This window comes from Nocardioides sp. Leaf307 (assembly GCF_001423135.1).
In the GTDB taxonomy this organism is placed as follows: Bacteria; Actinomycetota; Actinomycetes; order Propionibacteriales; family Nocardioidaceae; genus Nocardioides; species Nocardioides kribbensis.
The window spans coordinates 616,631-636,707 of record NZ_LMNY01000003.1 but is presented as its reverse complement, the minus strand read 5'-3'; the positions used below and the strand labels follow the sequence as shown (position 1 = coordinate 636,707).

Here is a 20,077-nt window from a genome sequence, read left to right as displayed (position 1 = left end):
TGCGGGGTCGGGGCGGCGTGCGCGGGCTCAGGTGTCCTGCTCCTCCACCGGCGGGAACACCGCGGGCGCCTCGTCGTAGCCCTCGGCGTCGGTGAACATCGCCTTCTCGGCGTCGAACTCCCGGTCGGTGTTGTCGACCTCGGCGTTCTGCGGGCGGTGGTCGGGGTCGAGGCGCTCGTCGCGCTCGGCGGCCACCTCCTCGGGGCTCGCCTCGGCGATCGGCTCGTCGTGGGGCTGGCTCATGGGGCCATCGCCTCACGCGCTCTGCTGCGTGTCAACCGTCACGGTCGACGGAAGGAGCGGTGCGACAGCAGGTGCACCTCGTCGTCGCGGCACCCGGTGGTGGCGTGCTCGACGAACTGCGACCGGGTCGCGTCGGGCACGTAGACCCGGAAGCCGTCGACCGCGGTGGGGCGGCACTCCTTGCGCGGGAAGTTCGCGGCGTCGAGCTCGTCGACCCGGCTCACCACCCGCTGACCGGGTCGCAGGGTCACCGCGGGAGCGGCCTCGCCCGTGCGGTCGGCGGCCGCGCCCACCTGCGTGCCGTCACCTCCCCCGACGTACGACAGACCGCCGAAGCCGCGCACGCGGCAGCTGCTGTCGGAGGTGTTGGTCAGCCGGATCCGGCCGTAGGTGTGACCGGCCGCGCCCTCCCCGCCGTGGTAGGACGCGGTGAGGTCGGCGTTGCCGCACGTGCGCACCGCCGGTGCGGGGGCCGCGCCGGCGGGGCCGGCGAGGACGACCGTGCCGGCGGCGAGAGCCGCGGCGAGGACGAGCCGGAACGAGCTGCGGGGGGTTGTCATGGTGCCTCCTTCGACAGTGGGTGACCCTCACCCACCTGACATGAGACGCCGCCGGGGCCGTGGTGGTTGGCGCAGGAGCCTGAGAAGACGCGAAGAACCCCCGCCGCCCGGGTGGGCGACGGGGGTCCGTCGGTGGTGCGGTGCTGCGGGGCTACGCCGGGGTCAGTTCTGGTACGACCCGAAGTCGAAGTCGTCCAGGGCGACGGCCTGGCCGGCTCCGGCGTTGCCGAACTCGTAGTCGTAGGAGTCGTAGCCGGTGACGGAGTACGCCGCGGCCCGTGCCTCCTCGGTGGGCTCGACGCGGATGTTGCGGTAGCGCTCCAGGCCGGTGCCCGCCGGGATCAGCTTGCCGATGATCACGTTCTCCTTCAGGCCGCGCAGCGAGTCGGAGCGGCCGTGGATCGCGGCGTCGGTGAGCACGCGGGTGGTCTCCTGGAAGGAGGCCGCCGAGAGCCACGACTCGGTCGCGAGCGAGGCCTTGGTGATGCCCATGAGCTCGGGACGACCCGAGGCCGGCTTGCCGCCCTCGGAGACCACGCGACGGTTCTCCTCCTCGAAGAGCACGCGGTCGACCAGGTCGGAGGGCAGCAGGTTGGTGTCGCCCGACTCGATGACCGTGATCCGGCGCAGCATCTGCCGCACGATGATCTCGATGTGCTTGTCGTGGATCGACACGCCCTGGCTGCGGTAGACCTGCTGGACCTCGTCGACGAGGTGCTGCTGGGTGCGACGCACGCCGAGGATGCGCAGCACCTCCTTCGGGTCGGGCGTGCCGAGCGTCAGCATCTGGCCGACCTCGATGTGGTCGCCGTCGCCGACGAGCAGGCGCGAGCGGCGGCTCACGACGTACTCGATGACGTCGGAGCCGTCGTCGGGGGTCACCAGCACCTTGCGCGCCTTGTCGGTCTCCTCGATCTCGACGCGGCCGGCGGCCTCCGAGATCGGGGACAGACCCTTGGGCGAGCGGGCCTCGAAGAGCTCGACCACGCGGGGCAGACCCTGCGTGATGTCGTCGGCCGAGGCCACACCACCGGTGTGGAAGGTGCGCATGGTCAGCTGCGTGCCGGGCTCACCGATCGACTGGGCCGCGATGATGCCGACGGCCTCGCCGATGTCGACGAGCTTGCCGGTCGCCAGCGAGCGGCCGTAGCACTTGGCACACGTGCCGGTGCGGGCGTCGCAGGTCAGCACGGAGCGGACCTTGACCGACTCGATGCCGGCCTCGACCAGCTCGCCGATCTTGACGTCGCCCAGGTCCTCGCCCGCGGTGGCCAGCACCTCGCCGGTCTCCGGGTGGGTGACCTCGGTGGCCGCCGAGCGGGCGTAGGCCGCGGTCTCGGCGTTCTCGTGCTTGACCACGGTGCCGTCGGGACGGCGCTCGCCGATGACCTTGGGCAGACCGCGCTCGGTGCCGCAGTCGTCCTCGCGGATGATGACGTCCTGCGAGACGTCGACCAGACGACGGGTGAGGTAGCCCGAGTCGGCGGTGCGCAGGGCGGTGTCGGCCAGACCCTTGCGGGCACCGTGGGTGGAGATGAAGTACTCCAGCACGGTCAGGCCCTCGCGGAAGTTGGCCTTGATCGGGCGCGGGATGATCTCGCCCTTCGGGTTGGCCACCAGACCACGCATGGCGCCGACCTGACGGATCTGGTTCATGTTTCCGGACGCACCCGAGTCGACCATCATGTAGATGGGGTTCGACTTCGAGAACGCCTTCTCCATGGCGTCTCCGACCTTCTTCGAGGCCTCGGTCCAGATCTCGACGAGCTCCTGACGACGCTCGTCGTCGGTGACCAGACCGCGCTCGAACTGCTTCTGCACCTTGGCGGCCTGCGCCTCGTAGCTCTCGAGGATCTGGAGCTTGTCGGCGGGGGTGGTGACGTCGTCGATCGAGACGGTGACACCCGAGAAGGTCGCCCAGCGGAAGCCGGCGTCCTTCAGCGCGTCGAGCGAGGCGGCCACCTCGACCTTGGTGTAGCGCTCGGCGAGGTCGTTGACGATCGCGCCGAGCTGCTTCTTGCCCACCTCGTAGTTCACGAAGGGGTAGTCGGCGGGCAGCGTGTCGTTGAAGAGGGCGCGACCCAGCGTCGTCTCGACGATGAGCGGCTGACCCTGCTCCCAGCCCTCGGGCAGGGCCTGGTCGGCGGCCGGGACGATGTCGTCGAGGCGGATGCGGACCTTGCTCTGGATCGAGATCTCGCCGCGGTCGAAGGCCATGATCGCCTCGGCCGGGGAGGAGAAGACCCGGCCGTCGCCGACCTGGTCCTCACGGTCGGTCGTCAGGAAGAACAGGCCGATGATCATGTCCTGGGTGGGCATGGTCACCGGACGGCCGTCCGACGGCTTGAGGATGTTGTTGGTCGACAGCATCAGGATCCGGGCCTCGGCCTGGGCCTCGGCCGACAGCGGCAGGTGCACCGCCATCTGGTCGCCGTCGAAGTCGGCGTTGAAGGCCGAGCAGACGAGCGGGTGGATCTGGATGGCCTTGCCCTCGATCAGCTGGGGCTCGAAGGCCTGGATGCCGAGGCGGTGCAGCGTGGGCGCACGGTTCAGCAGCACCGGGTGCTCGGTGATGACCTCCTCGAGCACGTCCCACACGACCGGACGGGCGCGCTCGACCATGCGCTTGGCCGACTTGATGTTCTGCGCGTGCGACAGGTCGACCAGGCGCTTCATCACGAAGGGCTTGAACAGCTCGAGCGCCATCTGCTTGGGCAGACCGCACTGGTGCAGCTTGAGCTGCGGGCCCGAGACGATGACCGAGCGGCCCGAGTAGTCGACGCGCTTGCCGAGCAGGTTCTGACGGAAGCGGCCCTGCTTGCCCTTGAGCATGTCGGACAGCGACTTCAACGGCCGGTTGCCCGGGCCGGTGACGGGACGACCGCGGCGGCCGTTGTCGAACAGCGAGTCGACGGCCTCCTGGAGCATCCGCTTCTCGTTGTTGACGATGATCTCGGGCGCGCCGAGGTCGAGCAGCCGCTTGAGGCGGTTGTTGCGGTTGATGACGCGGCGGTACAGGTCGTTGAGGTCGGAGGTCGCGAAGCGGCCACCGTCGAGCTGCACCATCGGGCGCAGGTCCGGCGGGATCACCGGGACGGCGTCGAGGACCATGCCCTGGGGCTTGTTGCCGGTCTTGCGGAAGGCGTCGACGACCTTGAGGCGCTTGAGCGCGCGGACCTTCTTCTGGCCCTTGCCGTTGGCGATGGTGTCGCGCAGCGACTCCACCTCGGCGGGGATGTCGAAGTCCTGGAGGCGCTTCTGGATCGCCGTGGCGCCCATGTGGCCCTCGAAGTACTTGCCGAACCAGTTCTTCATCTCGCGGTAGAGCATCTCGTCGCCCATCAGGTCCTGGACCTTGAGGGACTTGAAGGTGTTCCACACCTCGTCGAGGCGGTCGATCTCGCGCTGCGCACGGTCGCGCAGCTGCTTCATCTCGCGCTCGGCGCCGTCGCGCACCTTGCGGCGGGCGTCGGCCTTGGCGCCCTCGGCCTCGAGCGCGGCGAGGTCCTCCTCGAGCTTCTTGCTGCGGTCCTCCAGCGACTGGTCGCGACGCTTCTCGAGGCGCTCGCGCTCCAGGCCGACCTTGTTCTCCAGCGAGGAGAGGTCGCTGTGGCGGGCCTCCTCGTCGACGGAGGTGATCATGTAGGCCGCGAAGTAGATGACCTTCTCGAGGTCCTTCGGGGCCAGGTCGAGCAGGTAGCCCAGCCGGCTGGGCACGCCCTTGAAGTACCAGATGTGCGTCACGGGAGCGGCCAGCTCGATGTGGCCCATGCGCTCGCGACGCACCTTGGAGCGGGTCACCTCGACGCCGCAGCGCTCGCAGATGATGCCCTTGAAGCGCACGCGCTTGTACTTGCCGCAGTAGCACTCCCAGTCCCGGGTGGGACCGAAGATCTTCTCGCAGAAGAGGCCGTCACGCTCGGGCTTGAGCGTGCGGTAGTTGATGGTCTCCGGCTTCTTGACCTCGCCGTGGCTCCAGGTGCGGATGTCGTCCGCGGTGGCCAGGCCGATCTGAAGCTGGTCGAAGAAGTTCACATCGAGCACGGTGGCTGTTGTCCTTCGTTAGATCTGTGTGAAACGAGTCGTGGACTGGCGGGGGCGGGGCGCCGCTGGGGGCGCCCCGCCGTCACGCTCAGACTTCTTCGACGCTGCTGGGCTCGCGACGCGACAGGTCGATGCCCAGCTCCTCGGCGGCGCGGAAGACGTCCTCCTCCGCGTCGCGCAGCTCGATCGACGAGCCGTCCTGGCTCAGGACCTCGACGTTCAGGCAGAGCGACTGCATCTCCTTGACGAGCACCTTGAACGACTCGGGGATGCCCGAGTCGGGGATGTTCTCGCCCTTGACGATCGCCTCGTAGACCTTGACGCGTCCGGGGACGTCGTCGGACTTGATCGTGAGCAGCTCCTGCAGGGCGTAGGCGGCGCCGTAGGCCTCCATCGCCCAGACCTCCATCTCGCCGAACCGCTGGCCGCCGAACTGGGCCTTACCGCCCAGGGGCTGCTGCGTGATCATCGAGTAGGGGCCGGTGCTGCGCGCGTGGATCTTGTCGTCCACAAGGTGGTGCAGCTTGAGGATGTACATGTAGCCGACCGAGACCGGGTCGGGGAACGGCTCGCCGGAGCGGCCGTCGAACAGGTCGGCCTTGCCGGTCTCGTCGATCATCCGCACGCCGTCGCGGTTGGGGATGGTCGCACCGAGCAGGCCGGTGATCTCGTCCTCGCGCGCACCGTCGAAGACCGGGGTCGCGACCTTGGAGTTCGCGGCGGCCTTGTCGGCGTGGATCTTGATCAGGCGCTGCTTCCAGTCGGCGTCGCTCTTGTCGTCCGACAGGTCGAGGTCCCAGCCCTGCTTGGCGAGCCAGCCGAGGTGGAGCTCGAGGATCTGGCCGATGTTCATGCGTCGCGGCACACCCAGCGGGTTGAGCACGACGTCGACGGGGGTGCCGTCCTCCATGAACGGCATGTCCTCGATCGGCAGGATCTTGGCGATGACGCCCTTGTTGCCGTGACGACCGGCCAGCTTGTCGCCGACCGAGATCTTGCGCTTCTGGGCGACGTAGACGCGGACCAGCTGGTTGACGCCCGGGGGCAGCTCGTCGCCGTCCTCGCGGTCGAAGACCCGGACGCCGATGACCGTGCCGGACTCACCGTGGGGCACCTTCATCGAGGTGTCGCGCACCTCGCGCGCCTTCTCGCCGAAGATCGCGCGCAGCAGGCGCTCCTCGGGGGTCAGCTCGGTCTCGCCCTTCGGGGTCACCTTGCCGACGAGGATGTCGCCGGTCTGCACCTCGGCGCCGATGCGGATGATCCCGCGCTCGTCGAGGTCGGCCAGCATCTCCTCGGAGACGTTGGGGATGTCGCGGGTGATCTCCTCGGGGCCCAGCTTGGTGTCGCGGGCGTCGACCTCGTGCTCCTCGATGTGGATCGAGGTGAGGACGTCCTCCTGCACCAGGCGCTGGCTGAGGATGATCGCGTCCTCGTAGTTGTGGCCCTGCCACGGCATGAAGGCGACGAGCAGGTTGGTGCCCAGCGCCATCTCCGCGTCGTCGGTGCAGGGGCCGTCGGCGATGGGGCTGCCGACCTCGAGGCGGTCGCCCTCGGCGACCAGCGGGCGCTGGTTGATGCAGGTGCCCTGGTTGGAGCGGCGGAACTTCGCCAGCTTGTAGCTGGAGTAGGTGCCGTCGTCGTTCATGGTCTCGATCAGGTCGGCCGAGACCGACGAGACGACACCGGCGGCGGTCGCGGTGACGACGTCACCGGCGTCGACGGCGGCGCGGAACTCGATGCCCGTGCCGACGAAGGGCGAGTCGCTCTTGATGAGCGGCACGGCCTGGCGCTGCATGTTGGCGCCCATGAGCGCGCGGTTGGCGTCGTCGTGCTCGAGGAACGGGATCAGCGCGGTCGCGACCGACACCATCTGGCGCGGCGAGACGTCCATGTAGTCGACCTCGTCGGCCAGGATCTCCGAGACCTCGCCGTCGCGCTGGCGCACCAGCACGCGCTCCTCGACGAACTTCCCGGCGTCGTCCATGGCCGCGTTGGCCTGGGCGATGACGAAGCGGTCCTCGTCGTCGGCGGTGAGGTAGTCGATCTGGTCGGTGACGGTGCCGTCGACGACCTTGCGGTAGGGCGTCTCCACGAAGCCGAACGGGTTGATCCGGCCGTAGGAGGCCAGCGAGCCGATCAGACCGATGTTGGGACCCTCAGGGGTCTCGATCGGGCACATGCGGCCGTAGTGCGACGGGTGGACGTCGCGGACCTCCATGCCGGCGCGGTCACGGGACAGACCACCGGGACCCAGCGCGGAGAGGCGACGCTTGTGCGTCAGGCCCGCGATCGGGTTGGTCTGGTCCATGAACTGGCTCAGCTGCGAGGTGCCGAAGAACTCCTTCAGCGCCGCGACGACGGGGCGGATGTTGATCAGCGACTGCGGGGTGATGGCCTCGACGTCCTGGGTCGTCATCCGCTCGCGCACGACCCGCTCCATGCGCGCCAGGCCGGTGCGGAGCTGGTTCTGGATCAGCTCGCCCACGGTGCGCATGCGGCGGTTGCCGAAGTGGTCGATGTCGTCGGGGGAGATCGGGAGCTCGCCCTGGGGCGTCTCCAGCTGCTCCTGGCCGTCGTGCAGCGCGACGATGTACTTGATCGCGGCGACGATGTCCTCGACGGTCAGCGTCTGCTGGTCGAACGCCTGCGTCAGCCCCAGCTTCTTGTTGATCTTGTAGCGACCGACCTTGGCCAGGTCGTAGCGCTTGGGGTTGAAGTAGTAGTTGTTCAGCAGCGTCTGGGCGGCCTCGCGCGTCGGCGGCTCGCCCGGGCGCAGCTTGCGGTAGATGTCGAGCAGCGCGTCGTCCTGGCCCTGGGTGTTGTCCTTCTCCAGGGTCAGCATCATCGACTCGTACTGCCCGAACTCCTCGCGGATCTGCTCGTTGGTGTAGCCGAGCGCCTTGAGGAGCACCGTGACGTTCTGCTTGCGCTTGCGGTCGAGGCGCACGCCGACCATGTCGCGCTTGTCGATCTCGAACTCCAGCCACGCGCCGCGGCTCGGGATCATCTTGGAGGTGTAGATGTCCTTGTCGGACGTCTTGTCGGCCGAGCGCTCGAAGTACACGCCCGGCGAGCGGACGAGCTGGCTGACGACGACACGCTCGGTGCCGTTGATGATGAACGTGCCCTTGTCGGTCATCAGGGGGAAGTCACCCATGAAGACCGTCTGGCCCTTGATCTCACCGGTGTCGTTGTTGGTGAACTCGGCGGAGACGTAGAGCGGTGCGGAGTAGGTGAAGTCCTTCTCCTTGCACTCGTCGACGGTGTACTTGGGGTCGTAGAAGACCGGGTTCTCGAACGAGAGCGACATGGTCTCGGAGAAGTCCTCGATCGGCGAGATCTCCTCGAAGATCTCCTGCAGACCGGACTTGCTGGAGACGTCCTCGCCCTCGGAGCGGCGACGCTCGACGACGGCGTCCCACTTCTCGTTGCCGACGAGCCAGTCGAAGCTGTCGGTCTGGAGGGAGAGGAGCTGCGGCACCTCGAGCGGTTCGGTGATCTTCGCGAACGAGATGCGGGACTTGCTTGCGACGGAGGAGGCAGTGGTGCTGCGCGCGGCCAAGAGGGAGTCCTTCGAGAGAACGCTGGGCGAGAGGCGCCGACCGACCACACGTCAGCCACCGGGAAGGCTGAGGGCATCTGAGGGCAGGCGCAAAGCGCAACAGTACCCGAACAGAGGGCGCGCGACAACTGCGGCAGGCACCTCGCAGGTGAGCGTTCGCGACGATGATGACTGCCGGCACCGGCGAGGTCAAGCACCGCCGCGGCGAGGCTGTGGACGGTCCGGTCGCCGACGGCTGCGCGCTACTCCCCCGCGGCCGGGCCGGCGCCGGTGGTGACGAGCTTGTCGATGAGCCAGTCCTCGCCGTCCTTGACCATGGTGACGACCACCCGGTTCTGGTAGGTCTGCGGCTCGGTGAAGCGCACGTTGGTGGTGGGCTGGTCGACGAAGAGCAGCACCTCGACGCGGTCCTCGCCGGTGCGCACGACGCCGGAGTCGACGACCTCGGCCTCGACCACGGTCTCGGTCTCGGCGACGTTCTCCTGGAGCACCGCGAAGAGCGGGTCGTAGTCGCGCGTCTTGAACGCCGAGGTCATGTAGGTGCTCGCCGCCGCCGCGCTCTCGTCCATCGAGCGGTAGTCGTAGGACAGCACCGGCACGATCGCGCGGACCGCCACCTCGCGGGCCTCCTCCGCGTCGGCCTCGCCGGAGGCGGCCGGGCTGACGAGGGCCAGGACGGTCAGCGCCGCCAGCGCCACCGCGAGCACCCCCGCCACCACCAGCGACCAGCCCGGGACGACCCGGGGGCTGCGCGGCGGGCGCGGCCCCGAGGGCACACGGGTGGTGACCGGCGCAGCGGTGCCGCCGTCCGCTGCGTCGGTGTCGGTGTCGGTGCCGGTGTGGGTGTGGGCGTCGATGTGAGCGTCGGCGTCGGCGTCGGCGTCGGGCTCGAGCGTGGCGTCGTAGGCGGCGCGGCGCTCGGGGTCGAGCAGCACCTCCGCGGCCTGGTTGAGCGAGCGGAAGCGCCGGTCGGCGGGGTCGAGGTCGGCGATGGCGGCGCGCCAGGCGGCGCGCACCTCGTCGGTGCTCGCGTCGGGGTCGACGCCCAGGACGTCGTACCAGCTCGGGGTCACGGGGTGGCTCCTCCGCTCGGTCGTCCGCTGCCGCCGCCCTGGCCCGGCGACGGCGCGGTGGAGGCGCCGGGAGCAGCGCCCGAGGGCAGCTCGACGCCGTCGCCGGTCGCGGGGACGAAGTCGTCGACCAGCCACTCGCCGTCGACCAGGAGCACGGTGACGACGAGGCGGAACTGCGCCGGCCGGTCCTGGAAGGGCTCGCCGTCGTCGGCCTGGGTGTAGGTGTTGGTGAACTCCCCGGCGACGAGCACCTCGGCGGAGTCCTCGTCCATCGAGGAGACCCCCGAGGCGAAGACGTCGCACGTGCGCTCGAGGTCGGCCTGAGCCACGGTCTGCTCGGCGAGGTTGACGCTCTGCTCGAACTCCGTGCGGAACTTCGGCGTGATGACCTCCGACACCGAGGCGCGGTAGCCCGGCATCTGACCGGAGTCGTCGAGGTCCTCGGGGCCGTAGCTGTTGAGGCGGAGCACGAACTGGGTCGCGGCGTCCATGACCTCCTCGCGCTGGGCCTGCTCGCCGTCGTCGGAGGACCCGACGAGGCTGCCCAGGCGCTCGCCCAGGCCACCGTCGGCGCGGGTCGCGGCCAGCGTCACCAGCGAGGCGACCGAGGCCAGCGCGACCGCGACGAGGACCACCAGCAGGGCGAACCGGAACCGCGCCGACGCGCGGGAGGGCGCCGCCGGTGCCGGCTGGGTGCGTGCGGGGTCGTCGGTGCGGCTGTCGTCCGTCAGTCCTGAGACATCAGGGGCTGGAGGAACAGCCACTTCCACGACTCCTCTCCCAAGGTCGGAGGCGCCACCGTACCCCGGCTCTCCAGACGCTGCGCACGCTCGGCGCCCCAGACCAGCTCGCCGGTCGCGGGGTCGTAGGTCGCGGCGGGAGCCGAGTAGTCGGCGGCCGGGCGGGGCGCGTTCTGCGCACCGCGGGGGTTGGTGACCGTCGGGGGCTCGTCGCAGCGCGCGTCGACGTTGAGCGGCCGGTTGCCCCGGTCGTCGGGCGGGCGGGTGTCGGTGCCCTGGTAGCCGCGCTCGCAGAGCTGCGCCGGGGTCAGCACCAGGCCGAAGTGGGCGTCGTAGAGACCCGTGTCGGGCGACTTGGAGACCACCGTGACACCGCCCTCGACGACGTAGGGGTAGATCACCAGGAGCTGCTCGATGCCGTCGAGGTGTCGCGTGACCACCTCGCCGGTGGTGATGAGGTTGTTGATGAGGTCGCCGAGCTCGACCTGGTTGTCCTCGATCAGGCGCCGCAGCTGGGTGGCCGCGGGGCTGGCATTGTCGATGAGGCGGCGCAGGTCGGGGTCGGCGTCGGCGAGGGTGTCGCTGAAGAGGCCGAGCTGGTCGGCGAAGGTGCGGATCGAGCTCTCGGAGTCGATCTGGGTGCCGAGCACCGTGTTGGCGTCGCGGATGAGGTCGGTGGTGACCTCGAAGTTGTCGTCGGCGGCCTGGATGAAGGAGTTGCCGGTGTCGAGGATCCGCTGGAGGTCCTCGCCGGTCCCGGAGAACGCCGCACCCAGCTCGGTGATCGTCGTCTTGAGGGCCGGCCGGTCGACGGAGGAGACGGTGTCGGAGAGGTCCTCCAGCAGCTTCTCGGTGCGGATGGGCGTCTCGGTGTCGGCGACGTCGATCTGGGAGTCGTCGGAGAGGTAGGGCTTGGAGTCGGTCCGCGGCTGGAGCTCGACGTACTGCTCGCCCACGGCGGAGCGGTTGCCGACCAGGGCGAGGGTGTCGGCCGGGATCGAGTCGTAGCGGTTCTCGATGTCGAGGTAGACGTCGACGCCGCTGTCGGTGAGCTCGAGCTTCTCGACCTTGCCGATGCCGACGCCGCGGTAGGTCACCTCGCCGCCGGCGAAGATGCCGCCGGACTCCGGGAAGTGCGCCACGACGGTGTAGGAGCTGTCGTAGAACAGCCGGTCGAGGCGCGCGTAGCGGGCCCCGACGTAGCTCACGCCGACGATGGTGATGATGACGAAGACCAGCAGCTGGATCTTCGTGCGACGGGTGATCACCGGACCACCGCCGCGGGCACGAGCAGCTGGACCAGGCCGGGATCGAACATCTGGGTCATCTCCTGCATGGTCGGGCCGCGCTCGCCGAAGGCCTGCGAGGCGGTGCCGTCGCCGGGCAGCGCGCCCGGGCGCAGCAGGCCGTCGAGCAGGCCGCCGCCGCCGGTGCTGCCGCCGAGGCCGGGGAGGTCGGGCAGCCCGGGGAGCTCGGGCAGCCCGGGCACCTGGTTGAGCAGCGTGCACACGGCCTTGTCCTTGTTCTTCGGCTTGCGGCACAGCTCGCGCAGCTCCAGCAGCGCGGCTGGGGTGTTGAGCACGTCGCGACAGGCCTTGCTCGTGAGGTCGCCGCTCTGGAGGCACTTGAGCACGTTGTCGACGATCGCGGTCGGGTCGAGCTCGGTGGGCAGCAGCGTCGGCAGCTCGGTGGGGATGCCGGTGATGCCGAGGGAGAGGTCGAGGTCGAGCTGCACCGACAGGTTGGTGTAGTCGCCGACCTGCAGGTTGCGCGCGACCTGCGGGTCGCGGCCGACGACCTCGTCGACGAAGGGGTAGGTGAGGAAGACGTTGAAGGCCTTGACGAAGTTGTCGCCCGAGGCGGCCAGCTGCCCCAGCACGGGCTGGAGCTGGCGCACCACCTCGATGGTGTCGGCCTTGGAGGCGCGGATGACCCGCACGCCCACGTCGCCCAGCCGGTTCAGCGACTGGAGCATGCGCACGAGGTCGTCGCGCTGGCGGTCGAGCGAGGTGATCGCGCTCGGCAGCTCCTCGAGCGCGGCGTTGATCGTCGGCTGCTCCTTCTTCACCGCGAGCGCGAGCCGGTTGAGGGACTCGATCGCCTCGACGATGTCGGCCTTGTTGTCGTCGAGGTTGCTCACCAGCGTGTCGACCTGGGTCAGCACGGAGCGGGCGGAGTCCTCGCGGCCCTCCAGGGCGTTGTTGAGCTCTCCCGCGATGGTCTTGAGCTGGGCGACGCCGCCGCCGTTGAGCACCAGGCTCAGCGCACCCAGCACCTCCTCGACCTCGGGGTTCTGCCCGGTCCGCTCGATCGGGATCTCGTCGCCGTCCTCCAGCCGGCCGCTGCCGCCGTCGGTGGGCGCGGCCAGGGAGACGAACTTCTCGCCGAGCAGGCTGGTCTGGCGGATGGTGGCCACGGCGTCGGCGGGCAGCTCGGTGCCGTCCTGGATCTCCAGCGTCACCGTGGCGGCGTAGTCCTCCAGCTCGATGTCCTTGACCTGGCCCACCGTGACGTCGTTGACCTTGACCGTCGACTGGGGGACGAGGTCGAGCACGTCGGAGAAGACGACCTCGATCTCCATCGGGTTGTCGCCCACGTCGGGGCCGCCGGGCAGCGGGATCTGGTAGACGTCGAAGTCGCAGCCGCTCAGCAGCATCGAGCCGAGCGCCAGGCCCACCAGGGCCCGGGCGCCGCGGCGCACCGGGCGGCGGCGCTCGGCGGGTCGTGTCGCGTGTCGCCTCATCAGGGCACCTCCACCAGTCCACCGAGCGAGGAGTCGAACAGCGGACCGCTGCGGGCGGCCCCGTCTCCCCCGCCGCGCAGGGCCTTGAGCGCCCCCGGGCGCGGGAGCACGCCGTCGAGGAGGTCGCACAGGTTGCCCGTCGAGTCGGCCTGGTCGACGATCGTGCACAGCAGCAACGCGGGATCGTTCTGGATCTGACCCAGGGCGTTCTGGATGTTGGCGCTGACGTCGAGGGTGCCGGCCTGCGGGTTGTAGGTGAGGGCGAGGTTGTTCAGCGCCAGGGGCGCCACCTCGAGGGTCTCCTCCAGCGCGGCCCGCTGGCGCACCAGGACCTTGGCCACGCGGTTGAGGCCCTCGATGTCGCGACCGAGCACCTCGCGGTTGGTCTCGACGAAGGTCGACACCTCGCCGAGAGCGGTCGACAGGTTGGCTAGCGACGAGGCCAGCTCCTGGCGCTCGCCGGCAAGGACCTCGGAGACGCCCGCGAGGGACTGGTTGAAGTCGCGCACCGTCTGGTCGTTGCGGGCCAGCGTGCCGATGAAGCTCTCGAGCTCGTTGACCGAGGCGAAGAGCTCCTCCTTGTTGTCGTCGAGGGTCGTCGACAGCTTGCCGAAGTCGGAGATGGTCTGGTTGAGCTGCTCGCCCTCGCCGCCGAAGTTGCGGGCGGTGACCTGGAGCAGGTCGGTGAGGGCGCCCTCGGCGTTGGCGCCGTTGGGGCCCAGGGCCACGGTGAGCTCGTCGATGCTGGAGTAGATCTGGTCGAGCTCGAGCGGCACGCCGGTGCGGTCCTCGCCCAGGATCTCCTCGTCGCCGATCTCCTGGTCGCCCTCGGCGAAGGTCGGGGTCAGCTGGATGTAGCGGTCACCCACGACCGCCGGGGCGACGATGAGGGCCTTCGCGTCGGCCGGGATCTTCACCTCCGCGTCGTAGGACATCGTGACGACCACGTCGGTGCCCGACGGGGTCACGGTGTCGACCGTGCCGACCGGCACCCCGAGCACGCGCACGTCGCTGCCCTCGTAGATCGACACGGTGCGCGGGAAGTGGGCGGTGAGGGTCTTGAGCTCCTCGCGACCGGTCAGGAACACCACGGCGGTGACGACGACGAGCAGCAGGATCACCGGGGCGATGAGCCGCTGGAGGACGTTCATCCCAGACCACCTCCGTTGGCGAGGTCGGGCACGGGCGGGAAGTTCTGGATGTAGGTGTCGAACCAGGGGCCGTTGCCGAGGGTGTTGGCGAAGACCCGGTAGAACGGCGCCGCCAGGCGGATCGCGTTGTCGATGTTGTCCTCGTTCTTGTTCAGCACGGCCAGCACGTCCTCGACCTGGTCGAGGGCCGGCTTGAGGTCGCTGCGGGTGTCGCGCACGAGCGTGGTCAGCTCGCGCGAGAGCGTCGAGGTCGAGACCAGCAACCGGTGGACGGCGTCACGGCGGGCGATGAGGGCCCGGAAGAGGACGTCGCCGTCCTGCATGAGCGCCACGATGTCCTCGTCGCGGTCGTCGAGCACCGACGAGACCCGCTGGAGGTTCTTGAGCAGGCTGTTGATCTGGTCGTTCTTGGCGGCGATGTTGGTCGAGAGCGCCGAGACGCCGTCGAGAGCCCCCTTGAACTCCTCGGGGGTGTTGCGGGTCAGGTCGGCCAAGGTGGTGAGCGACTGGGCGAGCTGGTCGGTGTCGATGCCCTCGGAGGTCTCGGCCAGGCCCTCGAAGGCGTCGACCACGTTGAAGGGCGAGCTGGTGCGCGCGACCGGGATGGTCGAGCCCTCCTCGAGCTGGCCGGAGCCGGCCGGCTCCAGCGACACGAACATCGCCCCCAGCAGGGTCTTGACCTTGATCGCGGCCCGGGTGTCGGGGCCGAACTCCGAGGGGGTGTCGACCCGCATCCCGACCATCACCTGGTCGCCGTCGAGCTCGATGCTCTCGACCTTGCCCACGCGGACACCGGCGATCCGCACCTCGTCGTTGACCTTGAGGCCGCCGGACTCGGAGAAGGCGGCGTAGTAGGTGTCTCCCCCGCCGATGAGCGGCAGGTCCTGCGCACGGAAGGCGGCGAGGACCATCAGCACGATCACGGCCATGCTGATCGCGCCGATCATCACGGGGTTGCGCTCCCGGAAGGGCTTGCTCATCGCCGGGCTCCCCTCGTGGTCGTGTCGCTGGTCGGTGTCGGTGTCGGTGTCGGTGTCGGTGCGTGGGCGGCGGGACTCATCCGAGGTCGCACCTCGCTCCCCCGGTGTTGTAGGTGAGCGGCACGCTCGAGCCGCCCGGCAGTCGCACCCGGCCCTGGAACTGGCACAGGTAGAAGTTGAAGTACGAGCCGTAGGTCGCCGTGCGGCCGACCTTGTTGAGCTTGATCGGCAGCACCTGGAGCGCCCGGTCGAGCTCGCCGCGGTTGGCGTTGATGTTGCCGGCGAAGCGCCGCAGCTGCTTCACGTCCTCGGTCAGCGGCTCGCGGATGCCCGAGACCAGGCCCGCGGTCTGCACCGACAGCTCGGAGATCTGGTCGAGGGAGTCGAGGATGGCCACGCGGTCGTCCTTCAGCCCGCCGACGAGCTGGCGGAAGTTGATGATGAGCTGGCTCAGCTGCTGGTCGCGGTCGCCGAGGTTGTCGAGCACGCCGTCGAGGTTCTCGATGAGGGCGCTGATGACGTCGTCGCGTGCGGCCAGCGTCTTGGTCACCGAGGCGGTCGAGGCCAGCAGGCTCTCGAGCGTGCCGCCCTCGCCCTGGAAGACCTGGACGACCTCGTAGGAGAGCTTGTTGATGTCGGAGGGCGACAGCGCCTGGAAGAGGGGCTTGAAGCCGTTGAAGAGCACGGTCAGGTCGAGGGCGGGCGAGGTGTTGGCGACCTCGATGGTGTCGCCGTCCTCGAGCGGCTGGGTGTCACCGACGCCCTCGGTCAGCGAGATGTAGCGCTGCCCGACGAGGTTGCGGTAGCGGATGCTGGCCTGGGTGGCCCCGGTCAGGCGCACGTCCTCCTCGACCGAGAAGCTGACGACCGCGCGGGTGCGGTCGACGATCTGCACGTCCTTGACCGAGCCGACCTTGACGCCGGCGACACGGATGTCGTCGCCCTTGACCACGCCGGTGGCGTCGACGAAGACCGCGCGGTAGTCGGTGCTGGGCTTGAAGGAGATGTTGCCGATCGTGATGACCAGCAGGCCCGTGGCCAGGGTCGTCACCACGATGAAGATCAGCAGTCGGACGAGGTCGCCCGTGGTCTTCTTGTCCAGCAGCTTCATCGCAGCTCCACCTCCGCGCCGCGCGCCAGCGGACCGACGAGCAGGCCGCCGAGGTCGGGCACGTCGTCGGCCGCCACACCCATGCCGGGCGCCAGCAGCGAGTTGATCAGGTCGGTCTCGGCCGCGCTGCCGGCGTAGCCGTCGCCGGAGCGCAGCCAGTAGCTCGGCGCGACGCGCGAGGTGCCCTTGCCGGTCGGCTCGTCGACACCGTCGTCGAAGTTCGGCACCGAGCGCAGCGGGTTGTCCTGGTCCCAGGGCGGGTTCGGCAGGTTGAGGCAGCTCGGGCCTCGCGACTCGCCGTAGCGGGGCGCGTCGGCGGCGGTGTACTTGCGGGGCTGGTTGGGGATCGTCTCGAGCACGATGTGGAGGGTGTAGTCGCGGAAGGCCTCGGCCTGCCGCGAGCCGGCGTTGACGACTCCACCCAGCAGGCAGGGGAACTCCGGGGCGTACTTCGCCAGCAGCCCGACCTGGGGCACGGAGAGGTCGGCGAGACGGATGAGGTTGTCACCGTTGGTCTCCAGGAAGCCGCGGGTGGTGTCGGAGAAGGCGGTGACGTCGGTGAAGACCGCCTGCAGCCGCTCCTCGCGGTCCTCCAGGGTCGAGGTGGTCGTGATCGTGTTGCGCAGGATCTGACCGACCTCCGGGAGCACGTCGGAGTAGATGTCGGAGACCTCGGCCGTCAGGCGCAGGTCCTCGACGAGGGCCGGGACCTGGGGGTTGAAGCGCTTGAGGTAGGCGTCGAGGGTCTCGATCGTCTCGCCGAGGTCCTCGCCGCGACCCTCGAGCGCGGTGGCGAGCGCGTTGAGCGTCATGTTGAGCTCGGCCGGCTGCACGGTGCGCAGCAGCGGGTAGAGGTCGGAGAGCACCCGCTCGACCTCGGTGGAGACCACGGTGCGGTCGATGGTCGCGCCGGCCTCGATGTGGTCGCGGGCGGGGTCCTGGGGCACCACCAGGGAGACGTACTTCTCGCCGAAGAGGGTCTTGGGCACGATCGAGCCGGTCACGTCGGCGGGGATGGTGTCGATCTCGTCGGGGAAGATCCCGAGCGTGAGCGTGGCTCCCGAGGCGGTGGTCTCGGCGTCGAGCACCTCGCCCACGATGACGCCGCGGATCTTCACGTCGGCGCGGTTGGGCAGCTGCAGGCCGATGCTGGAGGTCTCCAGCGAGACCTCCTGGTAGTCGGTGAACTTCTTGGTGAAGACGGCGTAGGTCAGCCACACCGCCCCCACGGCGAGGGCCAGGAAGACCACGCCGAGGACCTTGACGTACTTGAGGATCGCCATCAGCCCGCCAACCTCACCGTCGTGGTCGTGCCCCAGATCGCCATGGACAGGAAGAGGTCGATGACGTTGATGGCCACGATGCTCGTGCGCACCGCGCGGCCCACGGCCACGCCCACGCCGGCGGGTCCGCCGGAGGCGTTGTAGCCGTGGTAGCAGTGCACCAGGATCACCACGACGGCGAAGATCAGCACCTTGCCGAAGGACCACAGCACGTCGCCGGGTGGCAGGAAGAGGAAGAAGTAGTGGTCGTAGGTGCCGGTGCTCTGGTCGAAGAACTGCGTGATCGTCAACCGCGTCGCGAAGTACGACATGAACAGGCCCACGACGTAGAGCGGCACGATGGCGATGAGCCCGGCCACGATGCGCGTGGTCACCAGGAACGGCAGCGACGGGATCGCCATGACCTCGAGCGCGTCGACCTCCTCGGAGATCCGCATGGCCCCCAGCTGCGCGGTGAAGCCGCAGCCGACGGTGGCCGCCAGCGCGATCGCCGCCACCACGGGCGCGATCTCGCGGGTGTTGAAGTAGGCCGAGACGAAGCCCGACAGCGCGGCGGTGCCGATCTGGTTGAGCGCGGCGTAGCCCTGGAGGCCGACCTCGGTGCCGGTGAAGAAGCACATGGCGGTGATGACGCCGACGGTGCCGCCGATGACGGCCAGCGACCCGGAGCCGAGGGTCACCTCCGCGAGGATGCGGAGGATCTCCTTCTTGTAGCGCCGGATCGTGCGCGGGGTCCAAGCCAGTGCCTTGATGAAGAAGGCGAGCTCGGAGCCGAGGTTGTCGAGGGTCTTGAGCGGGCGCTCGTAGACCGATTTCACGGAGGCCATGGGCTATCCCGTCTTCGGGGGGACGAGCTGGAGGTAGATCGCGCTCATCACGAAGTTGACGAGGAACAGGAGCATGAAGGTGATGACGACCGACTCGTTGACGGCGTCGCCGACGCCCTTGGGGCCGCCACCGGCGTTCATGCCCTTGTAGCAGGCCACGATGGCGGCGATCAGCCCGAAGACCAGCGCCTTGATCATGCCCTGCCACAGGTCGGGCAGCTGGGCGAGCGCGGTGAAGCTCGCTAGGTAGGCCCCTGGTGTGCCGTCTTGGAGGACGACGTTGAAGACGTAGCCGCCGGCCACCCCGACCACGCTGACCAGGCCGTTGAGGAAGACCGCGACGAGCATGCACGCCAGCACCCGGGGGACGACCAGGCGCTGGATGGGGTCGATGCCCAGCACCATCATCGCGTCGAGCTCCTCGCGGATCTTGCGGGCGCCCAGGTCGGCCGCGATGGCCGACCCGCCGGCCCCGGCGATGAGCAGCGAGGTGGCGATGGGCCCGGCCTCCCGCACCACCGCCAGGACGGCCGCGGAGCCGGTGAACGACTGCGCACCGAACTGCTTGATCAGGCCGCCCACCTGCAGCGCGATGACCGCGCCGAAGGGGATGGCCACGAGCGCCGTCGGGATGATGGTGACCGAGGCGATGAACCACGCCTGCTGCAGGAACTCGCGCAGCTGGAAGGGACGCCGGAAGAGCCCGCGCCCGACGTCGAGACCGAAGGCGAAGAGCTTGCCCGCGGTGCCGATCGGGGCGAGGACCCGGGTGGCGGTGCCAGATGCCACCTCAGACCCCGGTGACCATGGACATGTTGTCCTCGAAGGAGCCGGGGGGCGGGGTGATGCCGTTCTCCCGGCACCAGGCGCCCGGCTCGCGCTGCGAGCGCCGGGCGATGCCGTTGGAGGGCTCGAGCTGCATGGGGATCGGCGGGATCGGCGGGAGCTCCTGGTCGGCCTCGGCGGCGAGCTCGTCGGCGTCCTTCTCCTCCGACATGCCGATCGGGCCGACCCGCTGGGCGTTGAGGAACTGGCGCACGACCGGCTCGTCGGAGCTCAGCAGCATCTCGCGGGGCCCGAACATCGCCAGGTGCTTGTGGTAGAGCAGGCCGATGTTGTCGGGCACCGTGCGGGCGGTGTTGATGTCGTGGGTGACGATGAGGAAGGTCGCGTCGATCTGGGCGTTGAGGTCGACGATGAGCTGGTTGAGGAACGCGGTGCGCACGGGGTCGAGGCCGGAGTCGGGCTCGTCGAAGAGCACGATCTCGGGGTCGAGGACCAGGCCGCGCGCGATGCCCGCGCGCTTGCGCATGCCGCCGGAGATCTCACCGGGCAGCTTGTCCTCGGTGCCGATGAGGCCGACGAGGTCCATCTTCTCCATGACGATCGCGCGGATCTCCGACTCCGACTTCTTGGTGTGCTCGCGCAGCGGGAAGGCGATGTTGTCGTAGAGGTTCATCGAGCCGAACATCGCGCCGTCCTGGAACAGCACGCCGAAGAGCTTGCGGATCTCGTAGAGCTCGCGCTCGGAGCACGAGGCGATGTCGGTGCCCTCGATGATGATCGAGCCCCGGTCGGGCTTGAGCAGCCCGATCAGGGTCTTGAGGAAGACCGACTTGCCGGTGCCGGAGGGGCCCAGCATGACGCAGATCTCCCCGGCCGGGATGGTGAGCGTGACGTCGCCCCAGATGAGCTGCTTGCCGAACGACTTCGTGAGCTCGTTGACCTTGATCTCCACGCCCATGACGTGCATCTCC

General features: G+C 69.2%; 15 protein-coding genes. All 15 read right to left on the bottom strand.

Translation table 11 applies throughout. The annotated features are described in order from the left end of the window. Nucleotides 1–27: 27 nt before the first annotated feature. The 15 genes from ASF50_RS17805 to ASF50_RS17735 all read right to left on the bottom strand — a co-directional run bounded on the left by ASF50_RS17805 (nt 28) and on the right by ASF50_RS17735 (nt 20,064). Entirely contained in the window at nt 28–243 is a 216-nt protein-coding gene (locus ASF50_RS17805) for a hypothetical protein (RefSeq protein ID WP_056864771.1), read from the bottom strand. A 38-nt stretch (nt 244–281) separates the two neighbouring features. Then, nucleotides 282–803, bottom strand: a complete 522-nt coding sequence (locus tag ASF50_RS17800) for a DUF4232 domain-containing protein (protein WP_056905354.1) — start codon at nt 801–803, stop codon at nt 282–284. Nucleotides 804–965: 162 nt separating this feature from the next. Continuing rightward, nucleotides 966–4,847 carry a DNA-directed RNA polymerase subunit beta' gene (locus ASF50_RS17795; protein WP_056864773.1) on the bottom strand — a complete coding sequence of 1,294 codons (3,882 nt, stop codon included), beginning with the start codon at nt 4,845–4,847 and terminating at the stop codon, nt 966–968. A gap of 88 nt (nt 4,848–4,935) precedes the next feature. Further along, a complete protein-coding gene (rpoB, locus tag ASF50_RS17790; protein WP_056864774.1) occupies nt 4,936–8,412 on the bottom strand; it encodes a DNA-directed RNA polymerase subunit beta in 3,477 nt (1,158 codons plus the stop codon). Between the two features lie 242 nt (nt 8,413–8,654). Continuing rightward, nucleotides 8,655–9,485 carry a J domain-containing protein gene (locus tag ASF50_RS19980; RefSeq protein WP_056905353.1) on the bottom strand — a complete coding sequence of 277 codons (831 nt, stop codon included), beginning with the start codon at nt 9,483–9,485 and terminating at the stop codon, nt 8,655–8,657. Continuing rightward, nucleotides 9,482–10,249, bottom strand: a complete 768-nt coding sequence (locus tag ASF50_RS19335; protein ID WP_162242391.1) for a hypothetical protein — start codon at nt 10,247–10,249, stop codon at nt 9,482–9,484. The genes ASF50_RS19980 and ASF50_RS19335 overlap by 4 nt, the downstream gene beginning before the upstream one ends. Beyond that, on the bottom strand, nt 10,213–11,493 hold the full coding sequence (locus ASF50_RS17775; protein ID WP_056864777.1) for an MCE family protein: 1,281 nt from the start codon (nt 11,491–11,493) through the stop codon (nt 10,213–10,215). Before ASF50_RS17775 ends, ASF50_RS19335 begins: the two co-directional genes overlap by 37 nt. After that, a complete protein-coding gene (locus ASF50_RS17770) occupies nt 11,490–12,968 on the bottom strand; it encodes an MCE family protein (RefSeq protein WP_082503338.1) in 1,479 nt (492 codons plus the stop codon). Before ASF50_RS17770 ends, ASF50_RS17775 begins: the two co-directional genes overlap by 4 nt. Continuing rightward, the gene (locus tag ASF50_RS17765; protein ID WP_056905350.1) at nt 12,968–14,119 is read right to left on the bottom strand and encodes an MCE family protein; all 1,152 of its coding nucleotides are present in this window, start codon (nt 14,117–14,119) and stop codon (nt 12,968–12,970) included. The genes ASF50_RS17770 and ASF50_RS17765 overlap by 1 nt, the downstream gene beginning before the upstream one ends. Further along, nucleotides 14,116–15,099, bottom strand: coding sequence for an MCE family protein (locus ASF50_RS17760; RefSeq protein WP_056905349.1), 984 nt, complete (start codon nt 15,097–15,099; stop codon nt 14,116–14,118). Before ASF50_RS17760 ends, ASF50_RS17765 begins: the two co-directional genes overlap by 4 nt. Nucleotides 15,100–15,175: 76 nt before the next feature. Further along, nucleotides 15,176–16,210, bottom strand: coding sequence for an MCE family protein (locus ASF50_RS17755; RefSeq protein ID WP_056905348.1), 1,035 nt, complete (start codon nt 16,208–16,210; stop codon nt 15,176–15,178). Continuing rightward, nucleotides 16,207–17,493 carry an MCE family protein gene (locus tag ASF50_RS17750; RefSeq protein WP_056864782.1) on the bottom strand — a complete coding sequence of 429 codons (1,287 nt, stop codon included), beginning with the start codon at nt 17,491–17,493 and terminating at the stop codon, nt 16,207–16,209. The genes ASF50_RS17755 and ASF50_RS17750 overlap by 4 nt, the downstream gene beginning before the upstream one ends. Further along, a complete protein-coding gene (locus tag ASF50_RS17745; RefSeq protein WP_056864783.1) occupies nt 17,493–18,320 on the bottom strand; it encodes an MlaE family ABC transporter permease in 828 nt (275 codons plus the stop codon). The genes ASF50_RS17750 and ASF50_RS17745 overlap by 1 nt, the downstream gene beginning before the upstream one ends. 3 nt (nt 18,321–18,323) lie before the next feature. Further along, nucleotides 18,324–19,109, bottom strand: a complete 786-nt coding sequence (locus ASF50_RS17740) for an MlaE family ABC transporter permease (RefSeq protein ID WP_056864784.1) — start codon at nt 19,107–19,109, stop codon at nt 18,324–18,326. Between the two features lies 1 nt (nt 19,110). Then, on the bottom strand, nt 19,111–20,064 hold the full coding sequence (locus ASF50_RS17735) for an ABC transporter ATP-binding protein (protein WP_056865225.1): 954 nt from the start codon (nt 20,062–20,064) through the stop codon (nt 19,111–19,113). Nucleotides 20,065–20,077: the final 13 nt, after the last annotated feature.